This window comes from Halomonas sp. AOP43-D1-4, assembly GCF_052446175.1.
Classification (GTDB): domain Bacteria; phylum Pseudomonadota; class Gammaproteobacteria; order Pseudomonadales; family Halomonadaceae; genus Vreelandella; species Vreelandella citrativorans.
On record NZ_JBQSVY010000003.1, the window covers coordinates 66,619 to 83,029 of the forward strand.

Consider the following 16,411-nt stretch of genomic DNA (forward strand, 5'->3'; position numbering starts at 1 on the left):
CTAAGTGTTTGGCGGGCATCTCTGGTAATCTCGCGTTATCGCGAGGTAGGAGATACAGATGAGAAAATTGCAATTAACTGCTGCGGCAGTTATCGCTGCAGCGCTGTCTGGTTGCGCGGTATACAGCGACGGCTATGGGTACGGTGGGCATCGTGACTACGAGCGGGGTTCGGACGCCCCGAATGGGCATCTTCCGCCTCCCGGCGAATGCCGAATCTGGTACACAGATAGGCCACCTGGCCACCAGCCGCCGCCTGGCGACTGCCACAAGTTGCGATATCAGGTGCCACCTGGCGCTCGCCTAATACACGGCTAATTCTGGAAAAAAGCCCCTTGGGTGAGGGACAAGCGCAGGGAAATGGTCGGCATTCTCGGCCTCGACCGGGGCGCTGGGTCTCACTATCGCAGTTAGCGCGTCTTAGCTATCCTGAAGTTTCCACACACCAGGAGCTAAAAAAATGGCTGACACAATCACGGCACAATGCCCAGACTGCGGCAATACCGAACTCAGCATCCCTGATAACGATGATGAGCAAGTTGTTTGCGCCGCTTGCGACTCCGAAATAGGCACTAAGCGATCTTTCCTTGATAATCTAGATAAAATTGGCAAAGAGATTGGTGATGGCGTTTTGGGTGTCTTCGGTGCCAGTGGCAAGGGCATGAAGAACCGATAAGCGCCTCGCTTCGCACTTTGTTGGCCAGCTCGTGCAAGTCGTCATTACTGATCTGATCTGATCTGATCTGCCGTGCTGGCCGACTCAGTAAACTGGCTTTCGGGTGCGCCTTGGATATGACTAAGGCGCTTCCATTGACATGTCGTAGCCTTCACGCACTCCCCTTGGTCTCTCGTGTTCTCCACGCGTAGAACTGAAGGGACTCGTAACTGCCTGTTCCTAACTACTACCGAAGACGCCTTCCTAAGTTGCATGAGATTACTTTCCCTTTGGCGTTCCGGTTTCATGGAGCCCGTTGAATCTCCAGCTTTGCCACTACATGGCTGAGGTACACGAACTTACTTTTGCTTTGATAACCTGGCGATACCACTAAGTAAGGTATTGGACACTTGGTGTAAGAGGCCGGATGATAGGTTAAGTCATATCTGTTGGCAGCACGTGATCTCATTGCTTACTTTATTCAGGAGCAGTGAAATGGATATCAAATTACACAAGACAGCGACCACTACCCCACGCATCCGCCGCGAGATCCAGCTGGCACCCGCCTCGGTTAGCGATAGTGAATTGGCGCTGCGTTATCGTGTTTCTTGTCCCACGATTGCCCGGTGGCGCTACCGAGAGACGCAACATGATCTGTCACGTTGTAACTGGCTGTACAACCACCACATCAACGCACCATCAGCCTCCGATGGGCGCAATGAAGCAGTGTCAGGCTGATAGGCCCGAATTATTTTGGAAGGTGTAATCAATCATGCGGGCCCCGACATCAGCAGGCTAGCGGGTTACTGCATAAACCAGCCGTGGCTTACTACCAACGACTGACCGGTCATCACATTGCTCTCGGCACCCGCAAAGAACAGTACGGCATCGGTCACATCGTCAGTGGTAGTGAATTGCCCATCCACCGTGTCTTTAAGCATGACGTTCTTGATCACTTCCTCTTCAGTGATACCCAGCTCTTTTGCTTGCTCAGGGATCTGTTTGTCTACCAACGGTGTGCGCACAAAACCTGGGCATACCACGTTGGAGGTCACGTTGTACTCTGCTCCTTCCTTGGCCAGCACCTTGCTGAGGCCGATCAGGCCATGCTTGGCGGTGACATAGGGCGCCTTGAGCTTAGAGGCCTCTTTGGAGTGGACCGAGCCCATGTAAATTACACGGCCATAATTGGCGGCGTACATGTGTTTTAAGCAGGCTCGCGTAGTAAGGAATGCGCCGTCAAGATGGATGGACAGCAGCTTTTTCCAGTCTTCAAACGGAAAGTCGACCAGCGGATGTACGGTCTGGATACCTGCGTTACTGACCAGGACGTCAATCTTGCCGTACTTGGCAATGACCTTATTCACCGCCTTTTCGACTTGCGCTTCGTCGGTGACGTTCATTGCCACCGCAAACGCATCGGAGCCCGAGGCTTTGATCTCTTCGGCAGTGGCCTTGGCGGCATCCAGGTTGAGATCAGCGATGATAGGAGTACCACCCTCGGCAGCAAAACGAATGGCAATTTCCTTGCCGATGCCGCTGGCAGACCCAGTAATAAGACCAATTCTGTTGTCAAAACGCGCCATGGTATACTCCTTTTAAGTGTTGGAAGTGCCATCAAGATAATCCAAAACAACCTGGCCCAAGCCAAGGACCAGTTTGGCGATGCAGTGAGTGGCTGAAACCACGCCAAGAACCGGCAGATAAGCAGCATATAATCTCGCTGATCACTGTGGTAGACAACTCTCCATCATGGCAAATTACTAAAGGCCGCTACTTAAAACTGCAAGCAACGGCTTTCAGAAGAGAGGAAATATGATTTGCTTAATCTTCCGTCTCTTTTGTAAACGTTTTGACACGTCTTTCTGTCCACCACATCCAGATAATCGAAATAAGTGTTACCGCGAAGCACAGCATCCATACGGTGGTGGCGATGCCTGTCAGGTCGACGAGGGCGCCAAACATGATAGGCAGTAGAAAACCTCCCAGGCCGCCTGCAAGGCCGACAATGCCGGATACCAAACCAAGGTTTTCCTGGTAGTCATTGGCAAGATACTTAAAGACAGAAGCTTTACCAATTCCCCACGCAATGCCCACTACAAGTAGCGCGGTAGTGAAAAGCCACACGGGTATGCCAAATCCAAACTCCACACGAGCCCCATTGGCAGCGCCTTGAACGCTATAGTAAGTCTCTGGATAGGACATGATAAAGAGCGCAATTAGACTCGCCCATAAGCATGTCCAGGTCACGGTGTGGGCGCCGAAACGATCCGATAACCAACCGCCGAATGCGCGAATAATGCCGGAAGGCAAGACGAAAATAGTGGCAATCACGGCAGCTAATTGAATACCAAAGCCATATTCATTCATGTAGTAACGGGTAAGCCATAGTGAGACGCCGACATAGCCGCCGAACACTACCGAATAGTATTGACAATACTTCCAGACTTTTGGGTCGTTGATAACGTTGAGCTGCTCACGCAAGGAGCTACGTTGTGTATTGCGATGGCTCGGGTCAGTAAACGAGAAGAACCAAAAGAAAGCGGCAGTTGCGAGCATGATAATCGCATACAGATTGGGTACCGCTTGCCAGCCAAGCATAACGATAACGGTAGGGGCTATGTATTTGGTAACAGCGGCACCCGCATTGCCCGCCCCAAATACCCCCATTGCCAAGCCTTGGCGATCTTTTTCAAACCACTTTGCCGTATAAGTGATACCAACCGAAAAAGCTCCCCCGGATAGGCCGATAAAAGCGCCTAGTATTAATAACTGCCAATAAGCGGTGGCGAACTGCACCAGCCAGATAGCGGGCACAATAACCAAAAGCACAATAAAGAAAACCGGACGCCCGCCGTAACGGTCTGTCATTGAGCCCAAAGGCAAGCGGGCGAGAGCGCCGGTAAGAATGGGAATGGCCGTTAAAATGCCAAACTGCGTTCCGTTAAGTGCTAATTCCTCGGCAATAGGAACGCCAATTTCACCAAACATGGTCCAGACCATAAAGCACATGGTGAACGCAAAGGTGTTGGCAATGAGTACCGCATTCTGCTTAAAACGATGGGTAGCCATGGCGCCCCCTGAGTTTTCCCGTCAATAGGATAGATAGCATTGATATCCAGATTTCCAATTTAATAAGGCATCAAATCACTATGGATTCCGCACATAGGCATTTTTGCGCAGGTAGAACCACCAGTTGATCAGCAGGCAAACCAGGTAAAAAACGGCAAAACCATACATGGCTACTTCAGGCGAACCTGCACGAATTTGATCCCCCAGCACAACGGGGGCAATAAACGAGCCGTAACCAGCAATAGCCGCTGTCCAACCCAGTACCGGACCCTTTTTCTGCGCGTCAAAAATAAAGCCAATACTGCGAAATGTAGAGCCGTTGCCGATGCCGCTGGCGGTGAAGAGCACCATAAACAGCAGCATGAATAACCAGAAGTATTGGTTAGGATCGGTGGCGTTGTACGCCAGCATCATGACGTAACCTGCTCCGGCTGATGCAAAGACCATTACCACCGTGATGATTTGTGTGACCAGTGAGCCCCCGAATTTATCAGCTACCCAGCCACCGATAGGGCGCACCAGCGCACCTATAAAAGGGCCTATCCATGACCACGTAAGCGCGCTAGGCGCATCCGGGTTGGCGATTCGATTAATGCTGCCATCGGCCGCTATTTCGGCCATATTGCCGAATATAATCGTGATTGAAAGGGGAAGAGCCGCTGAAAAGCCAATAAATGAGCCAAAGGTGACGATGTAAAGTAGCGTCATTGCCCACGTGTGTTTATCACGGAAAATCGTAAACTGTTTTTGGATGTTAGGTTTGATTTGTTCGCCAGGTATAAGGCGCAGCATGATCAGAGTGACAATGACGGTGCAGGGTAGAGCCAGCCACATATTTAGCCAAGACAGCGCCACAAGGCCAAGGAATGTCGCAATAATACCTACACCATAAAGCCCCAGTATTTTTCCAAATGCCTGTAGCGGTGTGCCTGGGTCGGGGCTAATAGGGCGCAAGTTATTCATACCAAACCAGCCAGCAAAGGCTAAAGGGATGAGAAAGAGCACCCAGATAAACGCCGCATTCTGTATCCAGGTAAGGGTGCCCGCCTCAATTCGGCCAATCAAGGTTCCGCTTGTGTTTTGAAGCTCCATGGGGCCGCCCGCAAGAACACCAAAAAGGCCGACAGTCATCACTAGGGGAACAAGGATTTGCATGGTGGTGACACCAAAATTGCCAAGCCCTGCGTTCATTCCCAGTGCGTAGCCTTGCTGTTTTTTGGGATAGAAGCTCGAAATATTACTCATGGAACAGGCAAAGTTTCCTCCGCCAATACCTGATAACAGGGCCAGTGCCTGAAAGATCCAGAAAGGCGTGTTCGGATTCATAAGCGCGAACCCAGTGCCTGCTGCGGGTATGATCAGCAATGCTGTGGTGAGAAAAACCGTATTACGTCCCCCCGCTAAACTAAGCATAAATGCCGCAGGAATACGTAATGTTGCGCCCGCCAGCCCCGCAGTAGCGGTAAGGGTAAAGAGCTGGTCAGTAGTGAAAGGAAAGCCCAGGTTTTGCATCTGGGTGGCGATCATGCCCCACATCATCCATACCGCAAAGCCTACCAGAAGGCTCGGAATAGAAATCCATAAATTGCGGTTTGCAATGTGCTTTCCTTCGTTTTCCCAGAAGCCGGAGTCTTCGACATCCCAGCGTTCAATGTCAGCATTTTTTCTGGCCATCATGTACCCCCTTGTAGAAAAGTGCCGCATAGCACTGCTTATACGAAAGATACGCGCTAGCAAGCAGAGGGGGAATGAGGCAGGTCAATGGATGGGAACTCTCAAGTACCTCTTACGAGGTATGTATGTTGAGTATCTAATGTATTGTTTTTAAAAGTTTTAATGATGCGTTTGGTGGTGTAATAAATGGCAATAAGTGGAAGTTGGATTTTAAGGGGTATCCACTCATGGCAGGCTTTCAGCTACTTATTGAGGCCTTCTTGTACGGCCCAACCAGCCGCTTCAACGCGGGAGCGTAGGCTTAGCTTTTTGAGCAGGTGCTTAACATGTACCTTGACGGTGCCTTCGGTAATATCAAGCTTGCGGGCAATGAGCTTGTTCGACATGCCTGCGGCTAATTCGGCAAGAATCTCTTTTTCGCGCTGAGTAAGCGCATTAATAGACGGTTTCGTAGGGAGTGAACGCTGGTTGCGCAATGCTTGGGCAAGTAGCGCTGTTAAATTTTCGCTAATGGCCATGCGGCCTTTGGCAGCCTGGCGCAGTTGATGAATCATATCCTCTGGCTCCATGTCCTTTAACAAGTAGCCATCGGCCCCGCCACGCAGTGCATCGACCACGTCGTCTTCCTGATCTGACACGGTATACATAATGACGCGGCCTGCATAACCTTCTTCGCGCAAATGTTTAAGTGTTTCCAGGCCATCCATTTCGGGCATATTGAGATCCAGCAGTACCATGTCTGGATCAAGCGTGATGGCTTGATGGATGCCTTCACGGGGGCTTCCTGTTTCAAATACCAATGCCAGATCATCTTCCATTTCCAGTAATTGACGTACGCCTCGTCGTAGCAATGGATGATCATCAATTACGATAAGTGTGGCGGGCTCGTCGTAAATTTCGCTAGCCATATTCAAGTACTTCCTTCCTTGATAAGACGTTCGGTCAACGGGGTAAAGCACAGATAAACGCCTGTGCCTCCTTCCGGTCGATTATTGAAATGAAGGTCGGCATTAATGTTATTGGCTCGGTCACGCATGATCACTAGCCCGTAGTGCATGGGGGGGGACTGATCATCCTGTAGGCCTATACCGTCATCTTCAATCGCCAAGTGCAGTGTTGCCTGATCAAACACCAGGCTAACGTGTGCCCAGTGAGCTTTGGCATGTTTATGTGTATTGGCGAGTGCTTCGCGCGTGATTTGCAGCAGGTGTATTTCTTCACTTGCGCTAAGTAAGTGGGGCGGCAGGCGGTAGGTTAGCTCGACCGGGAACCCAAGCCGCTGGCTAAATTCTTTGATGGTTTGCTGAAGGGCGGGTTGAAGGCCTGGCGTATCCAAACTAAGCCGGAATGTGCTTAATAGCTCACGGAGCTGGCGATAGGCGCTATTCAGCCCTTCACGTAAATCGCTGGTCACGCCACGTTGTTGCTCGGCGGAAAATTGCTTCGCCTGCATGCGTTCCAGGCGGGTTACCTGCATCTTTAAATAAGACAGCGACTGCGCGAGTGAATCGTGAAGCTCACGGGCAATAATCGTGCGCTCGTTGACAAGAGAAAGCTGTTGCTCTTCTTCAATACGCTTCTGTAAAAAGATAGCTGTGGCCAGGTTGTCGGTAAGCGTATTGAGTAGCTGCTGCTTCGATGCGTTGATGGGCGCAGAGTAGCCCACGGTCAGGGAGCCAAGAATCTCCTCGCCAACCGCAACGGGCAGCACGATCGCTTCGGCATTGCGAGCAACTGAATTGCCTCGTTGCGGCTCCAGGCAGGCAAGGCAGTTTAAGTCTCGACAATAGAGAGGCCGCTCGGATGAGTGGGTTGCCAAAATTGCCATATCAGTATCGTCATGCTCGCTGCGCAGCGAAAGCACGATAGGGCCGATATCCAGTAGGTCTTCAAGCTCGCGTAAGATAGGTGCCGTGCTGGCGCAAAGGTCATTGCCGCCCCCATAAAGCGTACGGCTCCCATTGTGAATGATCTGGAGGGCGCGATTGTGGCGTTTAAGCTCAGCCTGCTTGCGAGATACACGCGCTTCCAACGCCTGGTAACGCGTATCCAGCCTCGCTGCCATCTGATCAAAAGCGCGCCCAAGCTGGCCTAGCTCATCGTGGCTGGAAAAATTAGAGCGATACTGGAAGTTGCCATGGCCCGCTTCTCGGCTCAGGACTCTAAGCTGGCGGAGTGGCGTCACCAGATTATGCCGAATATCGTAGAGCGCAATGAAAAGCAGCACACCAATCAAAAGGAAAAAAAGCAGCTGCAGAGAACCCAGTAAATGCATCTTGGATTTAGTGCTGCTTTCAAGTGTCGAGACATACTGGTCAATATGATGAATAAGATTATTCAGCGCTACTCTGGCTTGTGCTATATCGTTGCTACTACCGTGAATAGCATCATCAAGCAGGGGGATTAAGGTGTTATGCCACAGCGCTTTTAGCCCAGTAAGCTGCTCTTGAAGCACCTCATCATGGGTGTAGTGATACCCAACGGCGAGTGCTGGGCCTTCCAGTTTCGCGGTAAGCTGATCAGTCAGTTGGTTAACGTTTTGTTGAGACCCGTTTTGCGTTTGGGTCAATGGGCCCAAGGCTTCAGAAAGCTGAGCGCTGTTCAAGCGTAATGAGCCCGCGACATTAATCGCCGCTGCATCACCCTGGCTATTTTGGGCAACCATCATGGTGAAGCCGATGCTGAGAACGGTCATCCCTGTGATGGCCAGGAGGTAAGCAGTAATACGAGCTACAAGAGAGTGGCGTAAGAGATTCATGCGACTCCCATGGATTTAAAAAGAAGGGGTCTTAAAAAGATAAGTAAAAGCTGCTGAAGCCGACGGTGTGGCTAACGATAAATGACTATATTACTTATCGAAAGATATGAGAAGCAGATACATCGTATCCTGATGGATCATGTAATCTTCTTTGTCTCTCGTCAATATAATGGTTGGTTAAGAGGCCAATCACGTAAAACTTAAAAAAAAGTGAGGCCGTGTGTTTTTTTAGATTCGGGTATTTCTGATGAGCGTTATTTTTAGTGCTCACAAGCGACGTCTTCGCACATTGAAAATGCGCTAGAACTACCATGGCGTTCAACGGCGTTTAGTAAGCCCAAACAACCGCGAGCAAAACACCCCATCCAAGAATGCCGGCTGACATAATAGTATAAGTGGCTGATATAGTGGCAACATCCAGCTCGTTACGAGTGCAGAGCGCTTGCAAGCCGTGATAAATCAGACTGCATGACACGCCTAGAGCCGCCAATCCGACGATCATATTGAAAAATAACGAGGGCACCCATAGCGCAAGGGATGAAATCCATAAGGGAAGAGGAGCGAGTGTGGCAAGCAAATAGGCATTTTTATAGCTAATTGAAAGTTGCTCGACACCATTGACGACTGCGTGAATAACCCAGCCCATTATAAAAAAAGTCAGTAGCTCGGCCAAAAAAAGAATCGTCGTAATAAACCGCCACTCCCTTTCAGCAAAACCAGTCATAAAGGTATCGCCATAATGCGTTCCTGCATAATAGAGCATTAAAGGGGGCAATAACGACATGGGAAGAACCACACACCACGCTAACGTCGGAATGGAGGGCGAGTTCGCTTTAAGCGCTTGCCAACCAGCGCGATGACTAAAGGGCATTTTGAAAAATGTCAGTACATTCATCTCAACTACCTCTTGGTGTCTTAAAATTAAACGGCTATATATCATATGATGATATTTTATTTTTAGAGGACGTCTTCGGTATTGTCAAGCGGGGGGAAGTCGTCACGAGCACGTTAAGGAGCATCCATGGCAAAAAAAACAGCAGTGCAAAAAGACGAGCTTGATAAGGAAGATTTCGAGCGTCTATCCCAGTTTCGCTATCAGTTACGCTGTTTTTTACGTCGCAGCGAAGATATCTGCCGCAAGCATGGGCTCACCGCGTTGCAATACCAGCTGTTGCTGCACTTACGCGGCTTTGCTGAGCGTGATTGGGCAACGGTAGGTGAGCTTGCCGAGCGGCTGCAAGCCAAGCATCACGGCACTGTGGCATTGATCGATCGCTGTGAGCAGCTATCACTCGTTGAGCGCCGTCAAGGACGTGAAGACCGCCGCCAAATAGAGGTGCACTTGTTGGAGGAGGGAATCGAACGCGTCACCCGAATTGCGGAAGCGCATCAGCCAGACCTCTACCAACTTCATGCCGGTATGTTATTCCCGCCTGGTGAGTAATGCGCGTTAATGGCGTCACTTTTTATAGGTAGCGTCATCAGCTTAGCCATGAAAGCGGAGTCCGATGCATCGCAACGCCCAGTATATAGATAAATACAAGCACCGCTGCCACGGCGGCACCGGCCCGAATGGCTGGCGTTTTACCGCGTTTAATCGCCATTGTGCCGAGCAGAATATAAACAATCAGCGCGGTGATTTTGGCGCTGAGCCATGGCGGAAGTGGCCAGAAGCTCAGCATGATGGCCAATAGCACGCCGAAGGTTAGAAGCGCCGTATCGATGATATGAGGGAGTATCTTGACCCAGCGCGCCTTAAGAATCGGTCGCTCAGTGACTGACCAATAAGCACATACTATAAAGAAGGCGAGGCTCGCATAGGCGGCCGCCATATGAAGATGCTTAACCGCAAAATAGTGCTCAATCATACGTTTATCTCTGGATTAAAACAGCTTCTTGTGAACAAGAACCACCTCTTTTCGCTGAGGGGTTATACGGAGTTTCATCGCTATCTTGTCTGATTTACTGCCATGAATGAAACGTCGTCACCTGTGGTCTTTAGCCGCGTATCCCTTAAGAGGTAGGGTGGGGTTATATGGAGGTAACCTGGCAGATATTGCCGTTTTAATCGCTCAGAATCGATTTCCAAGACGCCTGTTTAGGCATTGCTTTCTTTTTGGCGCCAGGGAGATCGACCATGAGTCATTTCATTGACCGGCTAAATTTTTTCCGCAAAACGCGCGAGCCTTTTGCCAATGACCACGGCGAAGTTCGCCAGGAAGACCGCCAGTGGGAAGACAGTTACCGCCGCCGATGGCAACACGACAAGGTCGTCCGCTCTACCCACGGAGTTAACTGTACCGGCTCGTGTAGCTGGAAAATTTACGTCAAAAACGGCCTGGTGACATGGGAAACTCAACAGACCGATTACCCACGTACACGCCCCGACCTGCCTAATCATGAGCCTCGCGGCTGCCCTCGAGGGGCAAGCTACTCGTGGTATCTTTACAGTGCTAACCGCCTTAAGTATCCCCTTATCCGTAAACCGCTGCTGGCGCTTTGGCGTGCAGCGTTAAGTGAAAAAGGTGACCCAGTAGAGGCTTGGGCTTCTATTGTTGAAGACCCGGCCAAAACAAAAGAGTACAAACGCGCCCGCGGCATGGGTGGCTTTGTTCGTGGCAACTGGGATGAGCTTAATGAGTTAATCGCGGCTTCCAACGTTTATACCGCCAAACAGTACGGGCCTGATCGCATCATTGGCTTTTCGCCTATCCCTGCCATGTCGATGGTCAGTTACGCCGCCGGTAGCCGCTACCTGTCGTTAATCGGTGGCGTGTGCATGAGCTTTTACGACTGGTACTGCGATTTGCCACCCGCCTCGCCGATGACGTGGGGCGAACAAACCGATGTTCCCGAATCTGCCGACTGGTACAACTCAGGCTATATCATTGCCTGGGGGTCGAATGTGCCTCAGACCCGCACACCAGATGCCCACTTCTTCACCGAGGTTCGCTATAAGGGCACCAAAACCGTTTCCATTACCCCCGATTACGCCGAGGTTTCCAAACTCACAGATGAGTGGCTCTCTGCCAAACAGGGCACCGACGCAGCACTCGCCATGGCCATGGGCCACGTCATTCTCAAAGAGTTTCATCTTGAAAATCCCAGCGCCTACTTTACCGATTACGTGCGCCGGTATACCGATATGCCCTGCCTGGTCGAGCTGGAGCCACGCGATGATGGCTCTCTTGTGCCCGGACGCCAACTGCGCGCCAGTGACATTGCTGATCACCTGGGGCAGGAAAATAATCCTGAATGGAAAACACTGGTTTGGGATGACGCACGTGATCAGCTGGTGGTACCGCAGGGCTCTATTGGTTTCCGCTGGGGGGAAGAAGAAGCTCACCAGGGTAAATGGAACCTGGAGTCTTTGGATGCCGATGGCGTTGAAATTTCACCTCTCTTGAGCCTTGCCGAGCGCCATGACGACATCGCGCGCGTGGCCTTTCCCTATTTCGGCGGTATCGAGCATAAGCACTTTGCGCATGTAGAAGGCGAGAGTGGCGACCGCTTGTTCCATAGCCTGCCCGCTAAACGGCTGCAAAAAGCCGATGGCAGCAGCGTGCTGGTGGTGACAGTCTTTGACCTGATGTGTGCCAACTACGGTATCGACCGTGGGTTTGGTCAAGCGGGTGAGGACGATGGCGCTACCGACTATGCCCAGATAAAACCCTACACCCCCGCTTGGCAGGAAAAAATTACCGGCGTCTCGGCAGAGCAGTGTACTCGTATCGCGCGGGAATTTGCCGATAATGCCCACAAGACACGTGGGCGTTCCATGATTATCGTGGGTGCCGGTATGAACCACTGGTACCACATGGATATGAACTACCGCGGCTTGATCAATATGCTGATCATGTGCGGGTGTATTGGCCAGAGCGGCGGCGGCTGGGCACACTATGTCGGCCAGGAAAAATTGCGCCCCCAAACGGGCTGGCTGCCCTTGGCATTTGGGCTTGATTGGACGCGCCCACCACGTCATATGAACTCTACGTCATTCTTCTATAACCACTCTTCGCAGTGGCGCTATGAGAAGCTTGAGATCAAAGAGATCCTTTCGCCACTGGCTGACCCACGTCGTCATACCGGCAGCTTGATCGACTACAACGTACGCGCCGAGCGTATGGGCTGGCTGCCGTCTGCTCCTCAGCTAACCACGAATCCGCTGCATTTGGCGGGCAAGGCCAAAGACGCCGGCATGGCCACCAAGGATTATGTCGTTCAGCAATTAAAAGCCGGTGAGCTTTCTTTTGCTGCCGAAGACCCGGATAACCCCCAGAACTTCCCGCGTAACATGTTTATCTGGCGTTCTAACCTGCTGGGTAGCTCCGGTAAAGGGCATGAATACATGCTCAAGTACCTGCTGGGGACTCGGCATGGCATTCAGGGTAAAGACCTGGGCGATTTTGGCGGGCAGAAGCCAGAAGAGGTCAAATGGCACGACGAGGCGCCTGAAGGCAAGCTTGATCTATTAGTCACGCTTGATTTTCGTATGTCGACGACCTGCCTCTATTCGGACATCGTGCTACCCACGGCGACCTGGTATGAAAAGAACGACCTTAATACCTCCGACATGCACCCGTTTATCCATCCGCTAACGGCTGCCACCGATCCTGCCTGGGAATCGCGCAGCGATTGGGACATCTATAAAGGCATCGCCAAGGCGTTCTCGAAAGCGTGTGTGGGCCACTTGGGCGAAGAGACGGATTTAGTCACGCTCCCCATGCAGCACGACTCCCCGGGCGAGCTTGCGCAGATAGATGTAAAGGATTGGAAAAAAGGCGAGTGCGCGCCCATCCCCGGCAAAACCATGCCTGCATTGATAGAAGTACAGCGCGATTACCCCGCCACGTACGAGCGTTTTACCTCACTTGGCCCGGCGCTTGAAAAGCTCGGTAATGGTGGCAAAGGCATCAGTTGGAACACGGATAGCGAAATAGAACTGATCGGCAAACTGAATCACGTTAAGCATGAAGGCCCGGCAAAAGGGCGCCCGAACATCGAAAGCGCTATTGACGCGGCAGAAACCGTACTGACGCTGGCGCCAGAAACCAATGGCCAGGTAGCACTCAAGGCGTGGGAGGCACTCTCCAAAATTACCGGGCGCGACCACTCGCATCTGGCACGACCTAAAGAGGATGAAAAAATCCGCTTTAGCGATATCGTGGCGCAACCGCGCAAGATCATTTCCAGCCCCACTTGGTCGGGCCTGGAGGATGAGCACGTCTCCTATACCGCCGGGTATACCAACGTTCATGAGCTGATTCCGTGGCGCACGGTCAGTGGCCGTCAGCAGTTCTATCAGGATCATGCCTGGATGCGCGACTTCGGCGAAAGCCTGTTGGTGTATCGCCCACCGATCAATACTCGCGCCGCGGAAAATTTCAAGCTGCCCGAGGATAACGGCTTCAAAAGCAAGGCACTGAATTTCCTGACACCGCACCAAAAGTGGGGGATTCACTCCACCTACTCTGACAACCTGCTGATGTTGACGCTGAACCGCGGTGGCCCCGTGGTGTGGCTTTCCGAAGCTGACGCCGCCGATATCGATATTCAGGACAACGACTGGATAGAGGTTTATAACGCCAATGGCTCGATTGCTGCCCGCGCCGTGGTCAGCCAGCGCGTTAAGGATGGCATGGTGATGATGTACCACGCCCAGGAGCGTCAGGTGAACGTCCCCGGTTCGGAAATTACCGGCACGCGTGGTGGTATTCATAACTCTGTGACGCGTGTTTGCCCTAAACCCACTCATATGATCGGCGGCTACGCCCAGCTCGCTTACAGCTTCAATTACTACGGAACCGTAGGCTCGAACCGCGATGAGTTCGTGCTGGTACGCAAGATGAAGCATATCGAATGGCTGGATGGTGAAGGCCAAGATGACGTTCAGGAGGCCGTGAAATGAAAATTCGCTCTCAGGTAGGCATGGTCCTCAACCTTGATAAGTGCATTGGTTGTCACACCTGCTCAGTAACGTGCAAAAACGTCTGGACTAGCCGCGAAGGTGTCGAGTATGCCTGGTTCAACAACGTTGAGACCAAGCCGGGTATCGGCTATCCCAAAGAGTGGGAAAACCAGGCCAAGTGGAAGGGCGGCTGGATGCGCAGCCGTGATGGCAAGATCGAGCCACGCATTGGCGGTAAATGGCGTGTATTGGCCAATATCTTCGCCAACCCCGACTTACCCGCTATTGATGACTACTACGAACCTTACACCTTTGATTACCAGCACCTGCACACTGCCAAGCCCGGCCAGCACCAGCCGGTAGCCCGCCCGCGTTCACTGATCTCTGGCGAGCGCATGAAGAAAATTGAATGGGGCCCTAACTGGGAGGAAATTCTGGGCACCGAGTTTGCCAAGCGTCGCAAGGACATCAACTTTGAACAGGTGCAGGCAGATATCTACGGCCAGTTCGAAAACACCTTCATGATGTATCTGCCACGCCTGTGTGAGCACTGCCTTAACCCTACCTGCGTGGCAAGCTGCCCCAGTGGCGCCATTTATAAACGTGAAGAAGACGGCATCGTACTGATTGACCAGGATAAGTGCCGCGGCTGGCGGATGTGTATTTCCGGTTGCCCCTACAAGAAGATCTACTACAACTGGAAAAGCGGCAAATCCGAGAAGTGCATTTTCTGCTATCCGCGTATTGAGTCGGGCCAGCCAACCATCTGCTCAGAAACTTGCGTGGGGCGTATTCGCTATTTAGGTGTCCTGCTTTATGACGCCGACCGCATTGAGGAAGTCGCAAGCTCCGCCGACGAGCAGGACTTGTACCATCGCCAGCGCGACATCTTCCTGGACCCTCACGACCCTGAGGTCATTGCCCAAGCCAAGAAAGACGGTATTCCCGACAACGTCATTCAGGCCGCTCAGGCATCGCCTGTCTACAAACTGGCCATTGATTGGGAGCTGGCGCTTCCGCTGCACCCTGAATACCGCACGCTGCCCATGGTCTGGTACGTACCGCCGCTGTCGCCCATTCAGTCTGCGGCCGAAGCGGGTAAGGTCGAGTTCGATGGCGTGATGCCAAAAATTGAGTCGCTGCGCATCCCGGTGAAGTACTTGGCCAATATGCTGACCGCCGGGGAAGAAGCCCCCGTTGTGCTCGCGCTTAAGCGTTTGATGGCGATGCGCCTTTATATGCGCGGTAAGCATGTTGAAGGAGAAGCGGATATCAGCGTGCTGGAAGATGTGGGTCTAAGCGTTGCTCAGGTGGAGGACATGTACCGCTATCTGGCAATCGCCAACTATGAAGATCGGTTCGTGATTCCAACCAGCCACCGCGAGATGGCGCGCGACGCCTTCCCGGAACGGGGTGGGTGTGGATTCACCTTTGGTGACGGGTGCAACGGCGAGAGCACAGCGAACCTGTTCAACGGTCGGCCTGTTGAGAGCACGATGGTGAAGCCGGTCAATGTTTTTGATCCGCAGGCGCAATCCGAGGAGGCTCGTCATGAGTAATCTGGCAGAACCGCTCTTGACCCCAGAGCAACAGACCATGCGCAGCCTGCGTGTACTGTCGCGGTTGCTTGACTACCCAACAGCTGAATTGCAGCAGGCCGTAGGGGAGCTTGTCGAGATCGTGGCCGCGGAGAATCGCTGGCCCGCTTCGTTACGCCAACGTTTGATGAGTTGGTGTCAGCAAATTGCCGATAGCGAGCTTTTAAGCCTTCAAGCCGAGTATGTCGCGCTTTTCGAACAGGGTCGGGCTACATCGATGCTGCTGTTTGAACACGTACACGGAGAGTCACGAGAGCGTGGCCAGGCCATGGTGGATCTCATGGATGAGTATCAAAAGGCGGGTTTTGAGCTAGACGCCCGGGAGCTTCCTGACTATTTACCGCTGTTCCTGGAGTATCTCTCCACGCGAAGCGATGCGGAAATGGCCCGCTGGATTGGCAATATTCGCCATATTCTGGCGTTACTTGCCGCTCGCCTGGAAGAGCGTGATAGCGACTATGCCCTGGTGATCCATGCGCTGCTGGCGCTCATCGGCGCCGAAGCGGACATAAACGCGCATCGCCCCGTTGTGAAGGCGGAAAAGCCTGACAATACCCCCGAAGCGCTGGATGCCGTATGGGAAGAGGAAGCCGTACGCTTTTCTGCGGCATCCGACGAGGACTGTGCGTTGCAATCTGCCGAAGGGCGTCGCTTGGCTGAACGCAAGCAGGGTGTTCAACACGATGCCGTTCGCATTCTCTCTCCCGGAGCCCAGCCTCCGGCAATGGGTCGTTAACAGGAGAATCTC

At 52.3% G+C, this 16,411-nt stretch carries 12 protein-coding genes and 1 pseudogene; 6 read left to right on the forward strand and 7 right to left on the reverse strand.

Features of this window, described 5'->3' with window-relative positions; all coding sequences use genetic code 11:
- The first annotated feature begins 458 nt into the window (after window positions 1-458).
- Window positions 459-674, forward strand: coding sequence for a hypothetical protein (locus ACT3RQ_RS03905; RefSeq protein ID WP_444640229.1), 216 nt, complete (start codon window positions 459-461; stop codon window positions 672-674).
- Window positions 675-1,148: 474 nt separating this feature from the next.
- Window positions 1,149-1,313 (forward strand): annotated as a pseudogene (locus ACT3RQ_RS03910) (IS481 family transposase); the annotation flags it as partial.
- A 143-nt stretch (window positions 1,314-1,456) separates the two neighbouring features.
- On the opposite strand, the gene ACT3RQ_RS03915 reads toward ACT3RQ_RS03910, so the two are convergent.
- The 6 genes from ACT3RQ_RS03915 to ACT3RQ_RS03940 form a co-directional block, all read right to left on the reverse strand.
- A complete protein-coding gene (locus ACT3RQ_RS03915; protein WP_444680035.1) occupies window positions 1,457-2,239 on the reverse strand; it encodes a 3-hydroxybutyrate dehydrogenase in 783 nt (260 codons plus the stop codon).
- Window positions 2,240-2,477: 238 nt separating this feature from the next.
- Entirely contained in the window at window positions 2,478-3,725 is a 1,248-nt protein-coding gene (locus ACT3RQ_RS03920) for an MFS transporter (RefSeq protein ID WP_444680036.1), read from the reverse strand.
- A 78-nt stretch (window positions 3,726-3,803) separates the two neighbouring features.
- Complete coding sequence (locus tag ACT3RQ_RS03925; RefSeq protein ID WP_441679325.1) at window positions 3,804-5,399, reverse strand: antiporter; 1,596 nt, start codon at window positions 5,397-5,399, stop codon at window positions 3,804-3,806.
- A gap of 242 nt (window positions 5,400-5,641) precedes the next feature.
- Window positions 5,642-6,307: a two-component system response regulator NarL gene (gene narL / locus ACT3RQ_RS03930; protein ID WP_444680037.1), complete on the reverse strand. Its 666-nt coding sequence runs from the start codon at window positions 6,305-6,307 to the stop codon at window positions 5,642-5,644.
- Window positions 6,308-6,309: 2 nt separating this feature from the next.
- Window positions 6,310-8,157, reverse strand: coding sequence for a histidine kinase (locus ACT3RQ_RS03935; protein ID WP_444680038.1), 1,848 nt, complete (start codon window positions 8,155-8,157; stop codon window positions 6,310-6,312).
- A gap of 328 nt (window positions 8,158-8,485) precedes the next feature.
- Window positions 8,486-9,052 carry a YIP1 family protein gene (locus ACT3RQ_RS03940; protein ID WP_192527102.1) on the reverse strand — a complete coding sequence of 189 codons (567 nt, stop codon included), beginning with the start codon at window positions 9,050-9,052 and terminating at the stop codon, window positions 8,486-8,488.
- A 126-nt stretch (window positions 9,053-9,178) separates the two neighbouring features.
- Here ACT3RQ_RS03940 and ACT3RQ_RS03945 point away from each other — a divergent pair, with 126 nt between their 5' ends.
- On the forward strand, window positions 9,179-9,601 hold the full coding sequence (locus ACT3RQ_RS03945) for a MarR family transcriptional regulator (RefSeq protein ID WP_444629889.1): 423 nt from the start codon (window positions 9,179-9,181) through the stop codon (window positions 9,599-9,601).
- 37 nt (window positions 9,602-9,638) lie between these two features.
- Here ACT3RQ_RS03945 and ACT3RQ_RS03950 read toward each other — a convergent pair whose 3' ends face one another.
- Window positions 9,639-10,025 (reverse strand): SirB2 family protein, encoded by a 387-nt coding sequence (locus ACT3RQ_RS03950; RefSeq protein WP_444680039.1) that lies wholly within the window; start codon window positions 10,023-10,025, stop codon window positions 9,639-9,641.
- Between the two features lie 269 nt (window positions 10,026-10,294).
- Between ACT3RQ_RS03950 and ACT3RQ_RS03955 the strand changes: the two genes are divergently transcribed.
- The 3 genes from ACT3RQ_RS03955 to narJ are packed head-to-tail and all read left to right on the forward strand — an operon-like array spanning window position 10,295 to window position 16,399.
- Entirely contained in the window at window positions 10,295-14,065 is a 3,771-nt protein-coding gene (locus tag ACT3RQ_RS03955; RefSeq protein ID WP_444639915.1) for a nitrate reductase subunit alpha, read from the forward strand.
- The gene (gene narH / locus ACT3RQ_RS03960; RefSeq protein WP_193056418.1) at window positions 14,062-15,624 is read left to right on the forward strand and encodes a nitrate reductase subunit beta; all 1,563 of its coding nucleotides are present in this window, start codon (window positions 14,062-14,064) and stop codon (window positions 15,622-15,624) included. The genes ACT3RQ_RS03955 and narH overlap by 4 nt, the downstream gene beginning before the upstream one ends.
- The gene (narJ, locus tag ACT3RQ_RS03965) at window positions 15,617-16,399 is read left to right on the forward strand and encodes a nitrate reductase molybdenum cofactor assembly chaperone (protein ID WP_444680040.1); all 783 of its coding nucleotides are present in this window, start codon (window positions 15,617-15,619) and stop codon (window positions 16,397-16,399) included. Before narH ends, narJ begins: the two co-directional genes overlap by 8 nt.
- Window positions 16,400-16,411 lie beyond the last annotated feature (12 nt).